General features: G+C 32.4%; 17 protein-coding genes. 4 read left to right on the top strand and 13 right to left on the bottom strand.

Features of this window, described 5'->3' with window-relative positions:
- Positions 1-37: 37 nt before the first annotated feature.
- On the top strand, positions 38-1,084 hold the full coding sequence (thiL, locus tag VK164_RS11505; RefSeq protein ID WP_324209481.1) for a thiamine-phosphate kinase: 1,047 nt from the start codon (positions 38-40) through the stop codon (positions 1,082-1,084).
- A gap of 66 nt (positions 1,085-1,150) precedes the next feature.
- Here the strand turns inward: thiL and VK164_RS11500 are convergent, their stop codons facing one another.
- The 5 genes from VK164_RS11500 to VK164_RS11480 all read right to left on the bottom strand — a co-directional run bounded on the left by VK164_RS11500 (position 1,151) and on the right by VK164_RS11480 (position 7,463).
- Entirely contained in the window at positions 1,151-3,430 is a 2,280-nt protein-coding gene (locus VK164_RS11500) for a cation:proton antiporter (RefSeq protein WP_324209480.1), read from the bottom strand.
- Positions 3,431-3,562: 132 nt separating this feature from the next.
- Positions 3,563-4,276, bottom strand: coding sequence for a LytR/AlgR family response regulator transcription factor (locus VK164_RS11495; protein WP_324209479.1), 714 nt, complete (start codon positions 4,274-4,276; stop codon positions 3,563-3,565).
- On the bottom strand, positions 4,263-4,991 hold the full coding sequence (locus VK164_RS11490) for a sensor histidine kinase (RefSeq protein ID WP_324209478.1): 729 nt from the start codon (positions 4,989-4,991) through the stop codon (positions 4,263-4,265). The genes VK164_RS11495 and VK164_RS11490 overlap by 14 nt, the downstream gene beginning before the upstream one ends.
- Positions 4,992-5,064: 73 nt before the next feature.
- On the bottom strand, positions 5,065-6,606 hold the full coding sequence (locus VK164_RS11485) for a glycine--tRNA ligase (protein ID WP_324209477.1): 1,542 nt from the start codon (positions 6,604-6,606) through the stop codon (positions 5,065-5,067).
- 59 nt (positions 6,607-6,665) lie between these two features.
- A complete protein-coding gene (locus VK164_RS11480) occupies positions 6,666-7,463 on the bottom strand; it encodes a hypothetical protein (protein WP_324209476.1) in 798 nt (265 codons plus the stop codon).
- A 62-nt stretch (positions 7,464-7,525) separates the two neighbouring features.
- On the opposite strand from VK164_RS11480, the gene VK164_RS11475 reads away from it, so the two are divergent.
- The gene (locus VK164_RS11475; RefSeq protein ID WP_324209475.1) at positions 7,526-8,209 is read left to right on the top strand and encodes a ComF family protein; all 684 of its coding nucleotides are present in this window, start codon (positions 7,526-7,528) and stop codon (positions 8,207-8,209) included.
- Between the two features lie 69 nt (positions 8,210-8,278).
- On the top strand, positions 8,279-9,883 hold the full coding sequence (locus tag VK164_RS11470) for an Ig-like domain-containing protein (protein ID WP_324209474.1): 1,605 nt from the start codon (positions 8,279-8,281) through the stop codon (positions 9,881-9,883).
- On the opposite strand, the gene VK164_RS11465 is transcribed toward VK164_RS11470, so the two are convergent.
- From VK164_RS11465 to VK164_RS11435, 7 genes are all read right to left on the bottom strand, one after another.
- The gene (locus tag VK164_RS11465; protein WP_324209473.1) at positions 9,875-10,639 is read right to left on the bottom strand and encodes a nitrilase family protein; all 765 of its coding nucleotides are present in this window, start codon (positions 10,637-10,639) and stop codon (positions 9,875-9,877) included. The genes VK164_RS11470 and VK164_RS11465 overlap by 9 nt on opposite strands.
- A gap of 81 nt (positions 10,640-10,720) precedes the next feature.
- Positions 10,721-11,482 (bottom strand): succinate dehydrogenase/fumarate reductase iron-sulfur subunit, encoded by a 762-nt coding sequence (locus tag VK164_RS11460; protein ID WP_166235588.1) that lies wholly within the window; start codon positions 11,480-11,482, stop codon positions 10,721-10,723.
- Between the two features lie 6 nt (positions 11,483-11,488).
- Entirely contained in the window at positions 11,489-13,498 is a 2,010-nt protein-coding gene (locus tag VK164_RS11455; protein ID WP_324209472.1) for a fumarate reductase/succinate dehydrogenase flavoprotein subunit, read from the bottom strand.
- Positions 13,499-13,516: 18 nt separating this feature from the next.
- A complete protein-coding gene (locus VK164_RS11450) occupies positions 13,517-14,380 on the bottom strand; it encodes a succinate dehydrogenase cytochrome b subunit (protein WP_324209471.1) in 864 nt (287 codons plus the stop codon).
- A 175-nt stretch (positions 14,381-14,555) separates the two neighbouring features.
- On the bottom strand, positions 14,556-15,428 hold the full coding sequence (locus VK164_RS11445) for a hypothetical protein (protein WP_324209470.1): 873 nt from the start codon (positions 15,426-15,428) through the stop codon (positions 14,556-14,558).
- Positions 15,429-15,455: 27 nt separating this feature from the next.
- Positions 15,456-16,307 carry a ChaN family lipoprotein gene (locus VK164_RS11440; RefSeq protein ID WP_324209469.1) on the bottom strand — a complete coding sequence of 284 codons (852 nt, stop codon included), beginning with the start codon at positions 16,305-16,307 and terminating at the stop codon, positions 15,456-15,458.
- 4 nt (positions 16,308-16,311) lie between these two features.
- On the bottom strand, positions 16,312-18,921 hold the full coding sequence (locus tag VK164_RS11435; RefSeq protein WP_324209468.1) for a VPS10 domain-containing protein: 2,610 nt from the start codon (positions 18,919-18,921) through the stop codon (positions 16,312-16,314).
- A 114-nt stretch (positions 18,922-19,035) separates the two neighbouring features.
- On the opposite strand from VK164_RS11435, the gene VK164_RS11430 reads away from it, so the two are divergent.
- Complete coding sequence (locus VK164_RS11430) at positions 19,036-20,328, top strand: aminopeptidase P family protein (protein ID WP_324209467.1); 1,293 nt, start codon at positions 19,036-19,038, stop codon at positions 20,326-20,328.
- 157 nt (positions 20,329-20,485) lie between these two features.
- Here the strand turns inward: VK164_RS11430 and VK164_RS11425 are convergent, their stop codons facing one another.
- A complete protein-coding gene (locus tag VK164_RS11425) occupies positions 20,486-20,878 on the bottom strand; it encodes a DUF1398 domain-containing protein (protein ID WP_324209466.1) in 393 nt (130 codons plus the stop codon).
- Positions 20,879-20,884: the final 6 nt, after the last annotated feature.

Raw genomic sequence — 20,884 nt, 5'->3', positions numbered from 1 at the left:
TCGACACATAAATACTATCTTTGCAAAAAATTAAGCCATGTTAGAAAATAAAGACCAAGCCAAAACAAGTTTGTCACAATTAGGCGAATTTGGCTTAATCGATCATTTAACCAAACATTTTACAATTAATCAAGAATCCACTTTAAAAAGTATTGGTGATGATGCTGCTGTGTTAGATTTTGGTTCAAAAAAAGCAATAATTTCTACCGATTTATTGGTCGAAGGTGTTCATTTTGATTTAGCTTATATGCCATTACGCCATTTGGGCTACAAAGCTGTTGTGGCTAACATTTCTGACATTTGTGCCATGAACGCTAAGCCAACACAAATTACCGTTTCAATCGCAGTTTCGAATCGTTTTCCACTTGAAGCGCTAGAAGAATTATTTGATGGAATTACTATGGCATCAAAAGTATATAATGTAGATGTAATTGGTGGTGATACTACTTCTTCACAAAAAGGATTAATCATTAGTATTACTGCAATTGGTGAAGCAAATTTAGACGACATTGTATATAGAAATGGCGCTCAAGTATCTGATTTATTAGTGGTTTCAGGTGATATTGGTGCAGCTTACATGGGATTGCAAGTTTTAGAACGCGAAAAACAAGTTTTTAAGGTAAATCCAAACAATCAGCCTGATTTAGAACCTTATACCTACTTAATTGAGCGACAATTAAAACCAGAAGCACGTAAAGACTTAAAAGAATTGTTTGAAAAATTAGAATTTAAACCAACTGCCATGATTGATGTTTCTGACGGATTATCGTCTGAAATTATGCATTTGTGCAAACAAAGTAATGTAGGCTGTAACTTATATGAAGAAAAAATTCCGGTTGATCCACAATTAATTAATGTGTGCGAAGAATTTAATTTAGACATTACAACTATTGCCTTAAGCGGTGGCGAAGATTATGAATTGTTATTTACAATAAAAATGGGGGATTATGATAAAATCAAAGGGAATCCAAACTTCACTGTTATCGGGCATATGACGCAAGCTAGCGAAGGTATACATCTTGTAACTCGAGCCAATACAAAAATTGAATTAAAAGCAAGAGGTTGGAATGCTCTTGAAAATTAGAATATAGAAAATCCCAAATTTTAATTAAATTTTTGGGGTTTTTTAATTTTAATAATTAATCTTAAATTATCTTTTTCCTTCTTGAATAATCAATGTTGAAGGCGTACTCGACAACCAAGTACTTCTGGTTTCTACTAATTTTTTCCAACTATCTATACTTACAACCATCAAATCTTGAGATTTTAAAAAATCTTTGTCTATTTTTTTATCATTTAAAACAGCAATATGATTTGGTGTAACTTGTTCAATTGCTCTTATTTCTTCTTTTAACACAATATTATTCTTTACAATTTCTCTAACATCTAATATTGATATTTGCGAATGATTATTATAGATTAATTTTTTCGCATATTGAATTAAGAAAATGTCTTTTTCATCAAAAATGGGAATAAAAACAGTACTTGCCTTTTCGAAATCTCTATCAATTAAAATCCCTAATGGAACATCCGCTTTATTGATGATATAACGAGTACGTTCATCAAAAACATCTTCTTCAAACAAGTTTTCCTTGCCTGTGAAAGTATTTAATAATCGATCTGGTGTAATGATTCGAGAGGTAAGTCCTAAAATTTTGCCTAATAAACTCCCTTCATAAATAGACTGACCTAATCCAATCAACAACAAATCAAATTCCCCTTGATTTGCAACTTTACATATATCCGAATCGATATCATTTGAAACTTTGAAAAGCGTACTTACATTAACATTTAGTTCTTGAGAAGTTGCTAAAACAGGTTCAAAACTGCTTTTTTCATATTCGCCAATACTAAACTGATTCACTTCATTAGCATGCGACAAATGCATAGCCGTTAACAATGAGTTTTGGCCTTGTTTTTTGGTAAAAAAGTGTGCTAAACGCGTTAATACTTTACCGTTATTATTATCTCCAAAAGAAATTAAAACTTTAAACTTTGCTTGTTCAATAATTCTATCGGTTATTTCAGTGATTGAGGCTGTTTTGAAAATTTTATCAACTAAACTCAAGGCAGGACCAGTCATAAAGGTTGTCACTAAAGCCATAATTACCATCATAGCAAAAACTTGTGGTGTTAAAACACCTAAATCAAAACCTATATTTAAAACTACTAATTCCATCAAACCGCGTGTATTCATTAAGGCACCAATAGTTAAACTATCCTTCCAATTTTGTCCCACAAATTTAGCGGCTAAAGCACTTCCTAAAAATTTACCTACAACAGCAACTAAAACAATAAATCCCGTAACTTTCCACAAATAAGGGTCATCTATCAATCCTATTTTTGTTCGTAAACCTGTAAAAACAAAAAACAAAGGCAACAATAAAACGATAGAAACGTCTTCGATTTTTTCAATGAAAATATTTCTAAACTTCATGTTATCTGGCATAATAATTCCCGCCATAAAAGCTCCAAAAAGCGCATGAATTCCAATTACTTCGGTCGCATAAGACGAAATTAAAAGTGTTACAAAAAATATAGCCACAACAGGTTTACTCATCTTTTCCTGGGTAGCATACAAATCGCCCACACGTTTTAAAAATGGTCTTACAAATTTTAGCATCAAAAAAACGTATGCCACTGCAAGCAATATTACATAAATTGAACTTACAAAAGAACCTGCTTTTACAATGGCAATTACAACTGCCAATAAACACCAAGCTGTAATATCATCAGCGGCCGCACATGTAATAACCATAGCGCCTAATTTGGTTTTATGCAAACCACGCTCTTGAACAATTCGGGCTAAAACTGGAAAAGCGGTTATACTCATTGCAATTCCAATAAACAAAGCAAAAGACAAAAATTGAACACCTTCGGGTGCAAAAGAAGTATAAATGTAATACGCCAAACAAACTCCTAAAGCAAATGGAATAATAATGCTTGCATGACTAATAACTACAGCGTCATGTGCTTTGTTTTTTAGTACTTTTAAATCCAACTCCATTCCTATGACAAACATGAAAAGAATTAAACCAATTTGACTCAAAAACTGCAAATTAGGCAAAGAAGCAACTGGAAATAATAATGCTGAAAATTCAGGAAAATAGTGCCCAAAAAATGATGGACCAAGCATAATTCCGGCAACAATTTCTCCAATTACTGAAGGTTGTCCAATTTTACGACAAATCCAACCAAATAGCTTTGCTACTAAAATTATGGTCACAATTTGGACTAACAAAATCGCTAATGGATGTTGTAAATTATGTGTCAGCGAATTAATAAAGTCTTGCCAATTAGAATTTCCAGAAATCTTCTCTTGTACATTAACATCTTCAAGGATTTTTCCTTGCTTGAATATCCAATACATTAGAAATGAGAAAAACCCGATAATGACGATATAAAAAATGCTGTTTTTGTAATTTTTCATATTTCTTTTGTTTCAGTTAGAATATTTTTCAATGTTTGAAACAAATTTCTAAATATTCTTATTTAGAAAATCGACATTGTAAAAAAGCGCTTTATTTATGTAATGAAAAAAGAAAAAAATGTAATGAACTTATTAGAAGTTTTTCATTTTCTCTGAAAACTCAACTTTGAAACTATTCCCTATTGAAAGCACCATCTTTTTATTTTGAAATTCTATGGAAGTATCAATTTGATCTGCCGTAAAAAAAGTAACACAATTCAAACGAATCATTTCGTTTTTATTGATTTGACAATACGAATTAGACGGCAATAATTGTTTTAATTTTTCAAACGTAATATTTTTCAAAGTAATAATTTGATTGTCATAAATCATTTGCTTATCGCGACTATCTATGGGCGATGTTTGAATGTGTAAAATATTTTCTATTTGTAAAACCGCTTTTCCTTTTTCGGTTTGCCATTGAATGGTTTGAGCAATCGGAGCTTTTTGTTCCTTTCGCAAAAGTGCTTTTTCTATAGCAACTTGTAAACGCTCTTTTTTTAATGGCTTTGTCAGATAATCAACTGCATTTAATTCAAAAGCTTCCACTGCAAACTCTTTATAAGCTGTAGTAAACAAAATCATTTTCGATTGAATTAATTGTGCGACTTCGGTACCTTTTAAACCCGGCATTTCAATATCGCAGATACACAAATCGTAGTTTAATTTTTCTTGTTCTTTGATAAAAAGCAATGGATCATTGAATGATTTTACGATTTCAATTTCAGGAATTTGCTCACAAAGCAACTTCAAATAAGTCAACCCTGGAAGTTCGTCATCTAATAAAACACACTTAAGCTGTTGCATTTTTAAAATCTATTTTTAATTGAGCTACATATGAATCACCATCAATTCCAACGTTTAATTTGTAATTATTTCCGTAAATTAAATTCAAACGTTTTTCTAGATTTTGTAGTCCGATACCACTTTTTTCTTTCGATAATTTAGGTTGCGAAGAAATTTTATTGGAAACCATAATCTTAAAATAAGCGTTTCGACATTCTAAAACGATATTGATAAACGAATCCTGACTTTGAATATCTGCATGTTTAAAAGCGTTTTCAATTAAATCTACAGTAATTAAAGGTGGGATTACAGGCATGTTATAAAACGAATCTTCCGTATCAATTTTTGTTTTTACCGATAATTCAAACAACGGACTCAATTTGATTTTATTAACTTCTATAAGTTGTTGCGTAAAATACAATTCGTCTTTTGGAGTAACTCTTTCTTTCTGACTTTCGTATAGGATGTAATCCAAAACTCCCGACATTTTATCAATGGAATAATACGTTTGATACGCGTGTGATTGAATAGAATTTAAAATATTCTTAAACAAGTGCGGATTAAGTTTAGAACTAATACTTTCTAGTTCTAAAAACTTCGCTTTTTCATGGACTTCAGCATTTTGTTTATGAAAATCTTGTAGCGTTTGCATTAGTTTTCTGTTATGATTCCAAAGCCATAATAATCCTAAAATCAATAGAATTAAAACGATACTGTATATAATTATCCAATTCATAAGCTATTTTGAACAAAGTTAAAAAAATAAGACCTTCAAAAAGAAGGTCTTACTACATATTTTGGAGGGTTTATTACATTTTCATCAACCAGTTTCGCATTGAGACTTCGTTGTTAATGATATCACGTAATGCTGAAATTTTCACTCTATCTTGTTGCATAGAATCTCTGTGACGTATCGTTACTGTTTCGTCTTCCAATGTTTGATGATCCACGGTAATACAGAATGGAGTTCCTAAAGCATCTTGTCTTCTGTAACGTCTTCCAACAGCATCCTTTTCATCATATGCAACATTGAAATCCCATTTTAAATCTTCTATAATTTTATTGGCAACTTCTGGCAAACCATCTTTTTTAACTAATGGTAAAACAGCCGCTTTGGTTGGTGCTAAAACCGAAGGTAAACGTAAAACCGTTCTAGTTGAACCATCTTCTAACGTTTCCTCGCAAAGAGAGTTAGAGAAAACCGCTAAAAACATTCTATCTAAACCAACAGAAGTTTCTACGACATAAGGTGTGTAGTTTGAATTGGTTTCGTTATCAAAATATTGTAATTTTTTACCTGAATATTGTTCGTGCGCTTTCAAATCAAAGTCGGTTCTTGAATGAATTCCTTCTAATTCTTTGAATCCGAATGGGAAATTGAATTCAATATCTGCAGCAGCATTGGCATAATGTGCTAATTTTTCATGGTCGTGAAAACGGTAATTTTCCTTTCCTAAACCAAGTGATAAATGCCAATTTAAACGTGTTGTTTTCCAGTATTCGTACCATTTCATTTCTTCGCCTGGTTTCACAAAAAACTGCATTTCCATTTGTTCAAATTCGCGCATACGGAAAATAAATTGTCTCGCCACGATTTCGTTTCTAAACGCTTTACCTGTTTGAGCAATTCCAAAAGGAATTTTCATACGACCTGTTTTTTGAACGTTTAAGAAATTCACAAAAATACCTTGAGCTGTTTCAGGTCGTAAATATAAATCCATTGCATTTTCAGCAGAAGCACCTAATTTTGTTCCGAACATTAAGTTGAATTGCTTTACATCGGTCCAGTTTTTTGAACCACTTTCTGGACAAGCAATTTCTAATTCTTCGATTAAGGCTTTAACATCGGCAAGGTTTTCTGTCTCTAAAGAGCGCGCCATTCTTTCTAGAATTTCTTTCTTTTTAGACAAATATTCCATCACACGAGGATTCGTTGTTTTGTATTGCTCTTCATCAAATGAAGCGCCAAAACGCTCACGTGCTTTATCAATTTCTTTTTGTGCTTTTTGATTTAATTTTTCGGCATAATCCTCAATTAAAACATCTGCACGGTATCTTTTTTTAGAATCTTTATTATCAATTAATGGATCGTTAAAAGCGTCTACATGGCCTGATGCTTTCCATGTTGTTGGATGCATCAAAATTGCAGCATCTAATCCTACAATGTTTTCGTGCATTTGCACCATTGCTTTCCACCAATATTCGCGGATGTTCTTTTTTAACTCAACACCATTTTGTGCATAGTCATAAACCGCACTAAGTCCGTCGTATATTTCGCTTGACGGAAAAATAAATCCGTACTCTTTTGCATGCGAAACTACATTTTTAAATATATCATCTTGTTTTGCCATAGTGCAAAAGTAAAAATAGGAATGGAATAAAGAAAAGTTTTTAAAGGTTTTAATACAAATTATTTGTATTCGAAAATTGTAGAACCAATTTTAGTGAAATCACTATAAATATTTATGATATAATTCCCTTTAATAGTTTTGTTTTTTTCTAAATCAACATAAGCACAAACATCTGTGTCTTTCTTATTGTAATTAACTTCAGAAATTGCACTAAATTGTAACCTTGAACCTGAGGCATTTTCAACAAATGAATTATCTTTTGAAATAATTTGATTTTTAGGATTTACAACTTGAATGTAAATCTTTCTTGAACCCGATTTTACCACATCGTTTCTTTGTAATGTGTAACAAACTCTTAATTGCTGAATTTGAGAATTATTAGATTTATAAAGGTCCGAATAGATTTTTACTCCTTTTGCATTAATATTAGATGCTGATAATTTGTATAAACTACTTTTACTATTATTTTGAGACGGCTCAGAATTATCAGAGATAGCTTGTTTTTTTTGAGAAATTTGAGCATTTAATTCTTGTGCTCTTTTTGCATAAAAAACTATAGAGTCATTAATTAAACTGGCTGCTGTATTAGTTTGTGTAGTAGACTCATCATTAATTGATTTAGAATCTATATTCAATGCTATTAACTCAGCATTACGTTTTGATTCTTCACTCAATGAATCATATTTATGAAGAATTTCTCCTAATTGACTTTCAAGTACTTTAATTTCTAATTCAGAATGCTCTTTAAAACTAGTTAGCTCTTCTTTTACCTTGTAATATTTGACACTAAAAAACAACAATAACAACATCAAAATAATGATGCTGATTTTTGTAATTTTGTTTTTTCTTATTGTCATTTCTTAATATTGTATTACGAAAGTATTTAAAAATGTTAAATTTGTTCTGATAAATCGACAAAATGCTAAAAAACCTGATAAACTTACTTTTTCCCAAATTATGTAATGGATGTAATTCTCTTTTATTACAAAACGAAAAAATAATTTGTACCGATTGTAGGCATCAACTTCCACTTACCCAACATCATCTTTTAAAAGACAATTATACAACAAAAAAATTTTATGGCATAATTCCAATCGAATTTTCTTGTTCAATGCTTTATTTTCACAAGAAAGGTATTGTTCAAAATTTAATTCACAATTTAAAATATAGAAACCACCAAGAAATCGGTACTTTTCTTGGAAATTGGTATGCAAATGATTTAAGAGAAATTGCAAAAGAATATTCTTTTTCTGAAATAATTCCAGTTCCTCTACATCCAAAACGGCTGAAAGAAAGAGGCTATAATCAAGTAACAACTTTTTGCAAAGCGCTTTCTGAAAATTTAGAAATTGAGTATAATGAAACTCTTTTGTATAGAAATGTATACTCAAAAACACAAACTAAAAAAAACAAAGAAGCTCGATCAGAAATCAACAATTCTCTTTTTGATGTAAAGTTTACAGCAACAGATTCAGGCAAACATTTTTTATTGATTGATGATGTTATTACTTCTGGCGCCACATTAGAAGCTTGCGCAAGAGCCTTGTTAAAAATTCCCAACTCAAAAATCAGTATTATAACAATTGCTTACACAGATTCATAAAAATTACTAAAAATTGTATGTTTACACCAATTATAGTTGTTATTTTGTAACTTCATTATTTAAAAAACAATGACAAAACTTAAATATCTTATACTTTTATCTTGTGCGCTGTTGTTCTTTACAAATTGTGCAAAAAGAGGCACAATTACAGGCGGTAAAAAAGACACAATAGCTCCAAAAATAGTAAACAGTTATCCTGATAATTTTACAACCAATTTTAAAGGAAACGAAATAAAAATCAATTTTGATGAATTGATTAAAGTGAAAGACATCAACAAACAGTTGATTATTTCTCCCCCTATGAAAAAACAACCTACAATTGTTCCTCAAGGAAGCGCAAGTAAGTTTATTTCTATTAAAATAGCTGATACGTTACAGGAAAACACAACCTATAGTTTCAATTTTGGTCAAAGTATAACTGACAACAACGAGGGTAATCCGTATTCACAATTCAAATATGTTTTTTCTACTGGAAACTATATTGATTCATTAACTGTAGTTGGAAAAATTAAAGATGCTTACTTACAAAAACCCGATAACTTTGTAAGTGTTATGCTATATGATGCCAAAACCTTTACCGACTCTACAGTTTACAAGGAAACTCCTTTATATGTAACAAATACGTTAGATAGTTTAAAAGTTTTTGCACTAGAAAATTTGAAAGAAGGAAAATATCATATTATTGCCCTCAAAGACAAAGCTGGAAATAATAAATTTGATCCTAAAAGTGATAAAATCGCTTTTTTTAATGACCCTATTTCCATTCCTACTGAAACCATGTTTGAATTAGAATTATTTGCTGAAAAATCACCTTTTAAAGCTGAAAAACCTACACAGGAAAGCAACAACAAACTTTTTATGGCTTATGAAGGTGATGCTAAAAACATGAAAGTTTCTGCAAAGAAAGGCAAAGAAAACATTCCTATTAAATTAACAAAATTTCCACAAAAAGATAAAGATTCTGTTCAGTTATTTTATCCAAGAACGGAATTAGATTCATTAGAAATAACTGTTGAAAATGGAAATTATAGCAAAACATTTACCACAAAACTAAAAAAATTAAAAGAAGCTGACAGTTTAAAAATTGACAGTCAAATACAAGGGGTTTTGGCTTTTAGAGAACAATTTTCTTTAATTACAACAACACCTATAAAATCAATTGATAACTCTAAAATAATTTTACGAAACAAAGATTCTATTGCTGTTTCATTTACCTCTAAATATGACGAATATAATCAAGAGATTCTTTTTGATTTTGTTAAGGAGGAAGACCAAAAATATAGTTTAGAAGTTTTACCCGAAGCAATTGTAGATTTTTATGATGATAAAAACGATTCTTTACAGTTTGATTTCAAAACAAAATTATTTTCTGATTATGGGAATTTAAAAGTAAATCTAACTGGTGTAAAACGATACCCATTTATTTTAGAAGTGCTTGATGATAAAGGAGAAGTATTTTATTCTAAAACTTCGAATAAAGAAACTTTAATAACCTTTGAAACAATTGAACCTAAAATATACACTTTGCGAGTCATTTATGATGATAATGCAAATGGTGTTTGGGACACTGGTGATTATTTAGCTAAGAAACAAGCCGAAGAAATTATTTATTTTTCAAAACAAATTGATGTTAGAGCCAATTGGGATGTGGAACAAGATTTTGGTTTAGATTAAAGAGAAATCATCTCTATCATTTAAAAAATTAAATTTTTCACGCGCTTCAAACTGTATTTGTTTATCTAAATTAATAATAAAAACACCTAAATCATTTTCACAATTTAGCACTTGATTTCCAAGAAAATCAATTACCTGCGAATGTCCTGGGTATTCCAATTGATTAGCATCTTCACCTATTCTGTTTACGCCAATAGTGTAACACATGTTTTCAATAGCCCGTGCTTTTAACAATGTGTCCCAAGCGTTAATTCGTGGTTTTGGCCAATTGGCAACATACAACAACAAATCGTAGTTTTCAACATTTCGAGCAAAAACTGGGAAACGCAAATCGTAACAAACTTGCAAACAAATGTTCCAATTGTTGTAATTTATGACTATTTTTTCGGTCCCTTTTGTGTAAACTTTATCTTCACCAGCTAAAGTAAATAAATGTCTTTTGTCATAAAACTGCACTTCTCCTGAAGGAAAAACAAACACCATACGATTGTAGAAATTATCACTTTCTTTAATGACTAAACTTCCTGTGATAGCACAAGTTTTCTTTTTAGCTAATTGTTTTAACCAACTAATTGTTTCTCCTTCCATCGTTTCTGCTATTGCAGATGGATTCATTGTAAAACCAGTTGTAAACATTTCAGGCAAGACTAATAAATCAAACGATTCGTCTTCATTTAAGAAATATTCTTCGATGAATACTCGATTAATTTCTGAGTTTTCCCAAGCTAATTGGGTTTGAAAAAGTGCGATTCTCATTCTGTAAAATTTTTATTAAAAATACAAAAAAACGCATCCAAAAGAGTGAATGCGTTTTACTATTTAGAAGATTCTAATGAATTACTTTACTGAAGCTTTTAAAAATTCTCTATTCATACGAGCAATATTTTCTAACGATATTCCTTTCGGACATTCAATCTCACATGCTCCAGTATTTGTACAATTACCAAATCCTTCTTCGTCCATTTGACGAACCATGTTTAAAACACGATTTGTTGCTTCTACTTTTCCTTGTGGTAATAAAGCATATTGTGATACTTTTGCACCAACAAATAACATTGCTGAACCGTTTTTACAAGTAGCCACACAAGCACCACATCCGATACAAGCAGCAGCTTCAAATGCTTTATCTGCATCGTCTTTAGGAACTGGAATTGAGTTGGCGTCAATCGTATTTCCAGAAGTGTTTACCGATACGAAACCTCCAGCTTGCTGAATTCTATCGAAAGCGGTTCTATCTACTACTAAATCTTTGATTACAGGGAAAGCTTTACTTCTCCAAGGTTCGATATAAATCGTATCACCATCGTTAAACATTCTCATGTGTAACTGACACGTGGTAATTCCAGTATCAGGTCCGTGAGCACGTCCGTTGATGTATAAAGAACACATACCGCAAATACCTTCACGACAGTCGTGATCAAAGGCAACTGGTTCTTTTTTTTCGTTGATTAATTGTTCGTTCAATTGGTCTAACATTTCCAAAAACGAACTTGCAGTAGAAACGTTATCTAATTTATAAGTTTCCATGCTACCTTTAGAACTAGCATTCTTTTGACGCCAAATTTTAAGGTTGATATTTATATTTTTTGCTGCACTCATAATATTTTATTTGTAATTTCTAGCTGCAATTTTAATTTCTTCGTATTTCAATTCTTCCTTGTGAAGTTCTTCTTTGCTGATATCATCACCTTTATACTCCCAAGCTCCAACAAATTTGAAGTTTTCGTCATCACGTAATGTTTCTCCTTCAGCATCTTGATATTCTTCACGGAAGTGACCTCCACAAGATTCTTTACGTTGTAAAGCATCCATTGCCATTAATTGACCTAATTCTATAAAATCTGCAACTCTTAATACTTTTTCTAATTCTGTATTAAATTCATCTGCACTTCCTGGCACATAAACATCCTTGTAGAAATCTTCTTTTAATTGAGCAATCTCAGTAATAGCTTCTTTTAAACCTTGCTCATTTCTTCCCATTCCTACTTTATTCCACATAATCAACCCTAATTTTTTATGGAAATAATCAACCGATTTTGTTCCATTATTATTCAAGAATTTACTAATTGAATCTTTAACTCTTGCCTCTGCTTCTAGGAATTCTGGAGAATCTGTAGAGATTTTCCCAGTTCTAATTTCGTCAGCTAAATAGTTTGAAATAGTATATGGTAATACAAAATATCCATCTGCCAAACCTTGCATTAAAGCTGAAGCTCCTAAACGATTTGCTCCGTGGTCTGAGAAATTAGCTTCTCCAGCTACGAAACAACCTGGAATTGTAGATTGTAAGTTATAATCAACCCAGACACCACCCATTGTATAGTGAACTGCAGGATATATCTTCATTGGAGTTTCATACGGATTTTCATCCGTGATTTTTTGATACATCGTAAACAAGTTACCATATTTCTCTTCTAACCACTGTTTCCCTAAAGCTGTGATTTCTTCTGGTGTAGGATTATGATTTCCTTTTGCGTAAGCAGCTTGTTTACCTTTATTTTGAATTTCTGTAGAGAAATCTAAATAAACTCCCTCATTAGTGTCATTAGCTTCAATTCCATAACCTGCATCGCAGCGCTCTTTTGCAGCTCTAGAAGCTACGTCACGCGGTACTAAGTTACCAAACGCAGGATATCTTCTTTCTAAATAGTAATCTCTATCTTCTTCAGCAATTTGTGTAGGTTTCAATTTTCCCGCTCTGATTGCTTCAGCATCTTCTTTTTTCTTTGGAACCCAAATACGTCCTGAATTACGTAAAGATTCAGACATCAACGTTAATTTTGACTGATTTGTTCCGTGAACAGGAATACATGTTGGGTGAATTTGCACATAACATGGATTTGCAAATAAAGCGCCTTGTTTATGTACTTTCCATGAAGCAGTTACATTACTTCCCATAGCATTTGTAGAAAGGAAATATACGTTCCCATAACCTCCTGAAGCAATAACAACAGCATGCGCAGAATGTCTTTGAATTTCACCCGTAATTAAATCACGAGCAATAATTCCACGTGCTTTTCCGTCAACTTTTACTAAATCTAACATTTCGTGACGGTTATACATTTTTACACGTCCTAATCCGATTTGTCTTGATAAAGCTGAATATGCTCCTAATAATAATTGCTGTCCAGTTTGACCAGCAGCATAAAAAGTACGTTGCACCTGTGTTCCACCAAACGAACGGTTATCTAACATTCCTCCATATTCACGAGCAAAAGGAACACCTTGTGCTACGCATTGGTCAATAATGTTTCCTGAAACTTCAGCTAAACGATGAACGTTTGCTTCACGTGCGCGGTAGTCTCCTCCTTTAATAGTATCATAAAAAAGACGGTAAACGCTATCACCATCATTTTGATAATTTTTTGCAGCATTAACTCCACCTTGAGCAGCAATTGAGTGTGCTCTACGAGGAGAATCTTGAAAACAAAATGCTTTTACATTGTACCCCATTTCTCCAAGAGAAGCGGCAGCTGAAGCACCTGCTAAACCAGTCCCTACAACAATGATGTCAATTTTTGGTCTATTATTTGGAGCAACTAATTTTAAATGGTCTTTGTGATTGGTCCATTTGTCTTTTAATGGTCCTTCTGGTATTTTAGAATCTAACTTCATAATATATACTGATGTTGATTATTTTTTAAAGTGTAAGATAACTGGAATAATTGCAAACAGTAGCGGAACTATAACTGCAAATGCTTTTCCGAAGAATTTAATTGCTGGAGTTAGTTTTGGGCTGTTAGCTCCCAAAGATTGAAAAGCACTTTGAAAACCATGCCACAAGTGAAATGCTAAAGCTAACATTGCCAAAACATATCCAATTGTGAAATACAAACCATACTTAGCATCTTTAAAGAAATCTAAAGTAATCTTATACAAATCTTTATACAAATCTGCAGTTTTAACATCCGCTTGACTATAATGCAATTCAGTTCTGTTTTTAATAACAAATTGCTTTGGCATCATTCCTTGCTCAAGCTTTTCACCTTCTTTTGCAACTTGCTCAACAGGAAAATATTGTCCAACTTGAGTTCCAACATAAAACACTTGTTTGTTTCCTTGAACTTCAATAGTCTTTGTCATTAAAGGCATGTTTTTGTCAAAATGCATTTTTGCCCAAAAATTTACCATGTGTGTAGCAATAAAAACCAAAATAATAGTCCCTAAAACTGCCATGTTTCTTGAAGCAAAACTACTTGAAGAACCATCTGTTTTAGCATAACCAATTGGTCTAGCTTTTTTGTTTTGGATTGTTAATAATATTCCATCAATAGCATGGAATAAAATAGAAATGTACGTTAAATAAGAAAGTAATTTTACCGCCGGATTGGAAGTCATAAACAATGCATACTGGTTGAAGTTCAAAGCATTGTTAGGAACAAGCAATTGAAGATTTCCTGCTAAGTGACCCGCCAAAAACAAGCATAAAAATAAACCCGTAAGAGCCATCCAATATTTCTTTGCGATAGATGACTTTAAAAGTGCTGATTTTGCCATAATTTTATTTGATTGTAATAGTTTTATAAAAATCAAAACAAAAATACAGCTATTTGAAATTAACTACAACCTTTTAGAGCTAATTTATAATGAATTTAAAATAATTTAACTTCTGTTGAATATCAACAAGTTATGCTGTTAAAAAAGCATTATGTATATTATTTTTACGAAATAATTATTTTATGTAGCTTGGAATTAATCCTCTTAATCCCATATCTACAACATTTTCACCTATTGAAGGTTCATACTTACCATCAGTAGTTACCTCTTGCCATTCAAAGCTATTATTGATTGATAATGACAATGTTACAACTATATCTCTAGACTCATTACCGTTAATAACTAAATTCTCAGCAAATTTTCCAGTTACCACACAAGAGCCGGCAGGAATTGGCGATGTGCTTGCAATAGGGTTTGGCACTGTAGTCGCACCCGCAGGGGCTTGTCCTGAGGTTGCGTAAGGAAAATCATTCAACGCAAAAGCCCAATATCCTTGTAAACGATTTGCATTTATTGGAAAAGAATTACTGCCAATTGTATGCGTATTAATATAGGTGTTATAACCTACAAAACTAGCCAATCGTCCTTCGTAATCTAGTCCATTATTTCTAACCGAAATATTATAATCTTGATAAGACAATGAAACACGAACATATTCATAATTTCCTTGAGCCACTTGACTCAATGGAATTTTTAAGAAAGCCTCACCTTCACCCACAATAACTGCTTGATCAAAATCTATAGCAACTGCTCCTCCTTCAGTAGTTTCTGGTGCATGATACAATATTGTTCCATCCCCTAGTTGCGTAAAAGCGGTTGGTGCTAATTCAAAATAGTGAGCACTAATTGCATTGAAATTTGGAGATTGTGCAGCATTTCCTGGCGCAACACTAGATGGTTGTCCTAAATTATTCAAACGCACCTGATTAGGATCAAATCTGAATTTAATAATTAATTGCGGTTCTTCTTGCTTATCATCTAGGTCTTCACATGAGAAAAAAGAAATTCCAGCAAATATTATGGTGATTAAAACTACTAATTTTTTCATTGATCAATGGTTTTATTAAAGACGATTTTAATAGGTTTTTGTTACATCTTCATCTATAACGAGAATAAAGTCGGCTTTATTATAATGTTCTGCTTCTAATTTTAACAAATCTTTTTGTTCTACTGTTGCTATTGTAACAATTTTTATACCAGAATCGTATTTTTTCAAATACCAATTTATCCCTTCATAGTTATCTGAATGATATGTTCCATTATAATGAATAAAAACGCTATTTGCTTTTCGGTTTTTGTTGATAAAATAAGCCATGGTGGCATCTTTTATAGCCTGAGCTTTTGGCATTTTATCTCCCGCATGACCTCCTTGCATTTGCATCATACTTTGATAACCAGGCAAATTCACATCAAATTCAATTGGTAATGGTGCAATCCAAGATTTTTCTTGAGCAGAAAGTGAATCCAGAGCCACTAAATCTTTTTTAAACACCAAAGAAGCATATCTTCGAGGCACATTTGTAGCTATAAAATCAATTTTTTTCTCTTTCGCAAAATCAACTAAGGGTTTATAATCAGTTTTATAATTTTTCCAAAGTCTTGCCGAAGAATCCAATTGCTTTTGATTAATTTCTCCATTCAAATATTGATTTACCTGCATTTGATTATCAGCCTCAAGCATTTCGGCTCCTAAAACCAATTCTTTCTTTTCTGCTAAATCTTTTGTGAGTTCTAATTGTAGCCAATGCACTACTGAATTATCATGATATTCACCAAATAAGATAACATCTGATTTTTCTCCCGCTTTTAAAACTTTTTCATAAGATGACTTCTTGCCATTCTTATCAAAAATTTGATAGGCTTTTTTCTCTTGAGAAAAACCAATTATTGTGGCAAACAAAAAAAGATTGCATACTGTTTTTTTCATAAGTCTATTTTTTAGGTTCATTAACTTCAAACGATTTGATTGATGCATGTTTATCTTTTGAAACCGTTACTTTGTACTTCCCAACTGGCAAATAAAACTTCTTATTCTCAGCCAATTTGATTTTTATTTTTTTGTCTTTTTTATTCCATTCTTCAGCCGACTTACTTGAAACTGAATAATCATAAATAAATGCATTTAATCCTTTTTTAGCTTCTATTGTTTGATTATAAACAATCATTCCTGCTTCATTAGTAATCGAAACCGTTACAATTTCATCTGTATTGGTATAAAACCAAATCTTTTGTGAAGGTTCGACAATTTCTCCCCAAGCATAATTTTGACTTCCCCAACGATCAGATTTTGTTCTATCGTTTACTTTAAATAAATGCAGGTTTTTAGCTAAAACATCTTTCGTCAATTCCTGAACTTTCGAAATATCAATTTTATAAATAGAACGACCATGAGTGCCAACGATTAATTCTTTTGCCTTCTTTTGAATTACTGCATCATGAACTGCTACTTTTGGTATTCCATTGGAAAAATCTTGCCAACTTATTCCTTTGTCTATTGAAATAAACAAGCCATTATCGGTTCCAACGTATAAAATGTTTTCATTTTCTGAATCTTCAACAATTACATTAACTGCTTGCGATAATCCGTTTGAAATTGGAGCCCAATTAATTCCATAATCATCCGATATAAACACATAACTTTCAAAAATGTCATTTCTGTAACCATTCAAAGTTACATAAACTCTTTCTTTTTTATTATTAGATGCAACAACTCTTGAAACCCACAAATTCTGCGGTAAATTTTCAGAAATCAATTGCCAAGAAACACCACCATCTTTCGAAACATGTATTTTTCCATCATCAGAACCCGTGTAAAGCAAACCAAATTGAAATTTGCTTTCCGAAATTGTCGTCAATGTCCCAAAAGCCACATTTCCTTCTTTTGCGCCATTCGTTAAATCCCCCGAAATTCTTTCCCACGTTTCTCCTTGATTCATAGAACGATGTAAAAAATTAGAACCTACATACAATATGTCTTGATTGTGCGACGACAATAAAATAGGTGTTTGCCAATTGAAACGATATGGTTTTTCTTCTTTTGGTGCTTTTGGAGAAATGTAGTCAAACTTACCTTCTTTTTGATTGATACAATAATAATTTCCAAATTGATACCCCGTAAAAACCACATTTGGATTACGATTATCGATTTGTATTTGCATGCCATCACCACCAATTAATTCCTGATAAGGATATTTTCCTTCTTGGTGCCACGCCACACTTTTTTCATAATCATTGCTTCCATACCATACACCGTTATCTTGCAAACCTCCATAGACATTATAATTTTCTTGATAATCCACATTCACTGCATACAATTGACCAACTGCTTCATTATTGCATTTTATCCAATGCGCTCCATTATCATACGAAATATTTACACCACCATCATTTCCGTTTATAATGTGATTAGGATTTTCAGGATTTACCCAAGTTACATGATGATCGGCATGAACGTTTTCTTTAGAAATGGCAGTAAATGTCTTTCCACCATCTTCCGAAAACAATAATGGAACGCCACCTATATAAACACGATTTTGATTATTTGTATCTACCGAAATGTTCCCAAAATAATATCCATAAGTATAATACATATCGTCAATATATTTTTCATGTGTTCGCTTCCACGACTTTCCAGTATCTTCAGATTTGTATAATTCACAACCTATTACTTCTGTTTGAAACAAAGCTTCGTTAGCATCTTTTGGTTTGTCAACTTTACTATTTGGTCTTTTATTTTGATTATCTACAACAGCATAAATTACGTTTTCATTGAACATTGCTAAACCAATTCTTCCCACACCTTCATTCGCAGGAAATCCGCTTTCTTTTGTAGTGACTAATTCCCAAGAAGTTCCACCATCTTCACTCTTATAAATACCTGATTTTTCTCCATCACCATCAAAATGCCACGCTTTTCTATCTTTTTGCCATGACGCCGCAAACATGATTTTGGGATTGTTTTTAGAAACGGCTAAATCAATAATTCCAGCATCTTCTGCTACAAATAAGGTTTGTTTCCAAGATTTCCCACCATCAGTTGATTTGTAAATACCGCGTTCTTTATTCGTTGTATACAAATGTCCAACAGTCGCAACTACAATTTCATTCAAGTTACTTGGGTTCACCCAAATTCGGCTAATATGATGCGAATCTTTTAATCCTAAATTTTCCCAAGTTTTTCCTTTATCCGAAGATTTTAAAACGCCAACTCCAGCATAAGACGAACGCGAAGCATTCACTTCACCAGTTCCTACCCAAATAGTTCCCGAATTCCAATCCACCGTAACCGAACCACAATTTACAGTTTCAGCCGAATCCATTATAGGTGAAAAAGAAGTTCCATTGTTGTTGGTATACCAAAGTCCGCCTGTAGCATAAGCGACATAAAACTCGGTTGGATTTTTCGGATTTACTGCCAAATCTACCACACGACCACTCATAATCGTTGGTCCGATATTCTTAGCTTCCACTTGATTAAACAAAGTGTTTTGAGCAATTGTTGATTGTACAATCAATAAAAACAGTACCGTAATTTGCTTCATTTTGAAAAATTTTCTTGAAAATTAGCCAAAATATTACGCTTCAACAAAATTTCTAAAGTATTTAACAACTTTTCATTTTTATCTTATTAATTTTGAAGAACAAAATATTACATTATGAAATACCATCAAATAGACCGCGATTTGTACATTAAGAACAGAGCAAAATTCACGGCTCAAATGAAACCTAATAGTGTTGCGGTTTTTAATTCAAACGATATTTATCCGGTGAGTGCTGATAGTACTTTACCCTTTGCACAACACAGAGATATTTTCTATTTATCGGGTGTGGATCAAGAAGAAAGTATTTTATTGCTTTTTCCAGATGCGCCTTACGAACATTTGAAAGAAATTTTATTTTTAAAAGAAACCAACGAACATATTGCGATTTGGGAAGGTGAAAAACTTACCAAAGAAAGAGCGTTTGAAGTTTCTGGAATTAAATCGGTGATTTGGTTACAAGATTTCCACAAAACGTTGAAAGAAGTTATGGCGTATGCTGAAACAATCTACATCAACACCAACGAACATTACAGAGCAGTTATTGAAACAGAAACTCGTGAAGCGCGTTTTATCAAATGGTGGAAAGAAAATTATCCAGCACACAAAGTAGAAAAATCAAATCCTATTTTACAAAGATTGCGTTCTGTAAAAGAAAGCGAAGAATTGGATTTAATCCAAAAAGCGTGTGATATTACCGAAAAAGGTTTTAGAAGAGTGTTGCAATTCGTAAAACCAAACGTTATGGAATATGAAATTGAAGCTGAATTTGCGCATGAATTCTTAAGAAATCGTTCGAAAGGTTTTGCTTACACGCCAATTATCGCTTCTGGAAACAATGCAAATGTGTTACACTACATCGAAAACAACCAACAATGTAAAGCTGGAGATTTGATTTTATTAGACGTTGGTGCAGAATATGCCAATTATTCAAGTGATATGACACGTATGGTTCCGGTTTCGGGTCGTTTTACAGATAGACAAAAAGCAGTTTATCAAGCGGTTTTAAATGTGAAAAACGAAGCTACAAAAATGTTGGTTCCAGGCACATTATGGAAACAATATCATGTAGAAGTGGGTAAAATCATGACTTCTGAATTATTAGGTTTAGGATTAATCGATAAAGCTGATGTGCAAAACGAAAATCCAGATTGGCCAGCGTATAAAAAATATTTCATGCACGGCACTTCGCACCACATGGGATTAGACACACACGATTATGGATTATTACACGAACCAATGCAAGCCAACATGGTATTCACAGTTGAACCAGGAATTTACATTCCGAAAGAAGGTTTTGGTATTCGTTTAGAAGACGATATGGTGATTCAAGAAAATGGCGCAGCATTTAATTTAATGCGCAATATTCCGATTGAAATTGAGGAAATTGAAGCAATAATGAATAGTTAGTTTTCAGTCTCAGTTTACAGTATAGACGGCTTGCAGAAATGTGAGCCGTTTTTTTGTCCTTATTTGTCAAGCTGAACTCGTTTCAGCTTCTCTTCCTCGTTAAAAGATTTTGAAATCGAAGATTCAACAAAGTTAAACGAACTCAGAATGACAAAAACTAAACCGACGGAATGACTTCCACCACCATTTCGTTCCCGGCTTTGTCGTAATAACTGCACGTCATTTTATCCATCACTACAATCCATTTTTCAACACCTGATTTGGCGCAATCGTTTAAAAACGTCATGTAATTGGTGTTGCCTTGTTGGTGTGATTTTAAGTCGGATTTGAATTGCTCAACGTTGCTTTCATCAGCAATAGTTAAGGCTTCTGAAAAACCTTCTGAAGCTATTTGAAAATTATCTTTTCCAAAATAATTAGTATGATTATCAAACACAAACGTTTCGAAAGAAGTAACACCAAGCGCAATAATGTCTTGCATGTATTTTGGAAAATCGGCACCGCTTTTTACTTTGGCGTGTGCTTCATGGATTTGTTGGATGGTGAACATGAGACT

The sequence above is a fragment of the Flavobacterium sp. genome (genome assembly GCF_035299005.1).
Classification (GTDB): Bacteria; Bacteroidota; Bacteroidia; order Flavobacteriales; family Flavobacteriaceae; genus Flavobacterium.
Note: the sequence above shows the minus strand (reverse complement) of the source record. Positions and strands in the feature narration are given on the sequence as shown.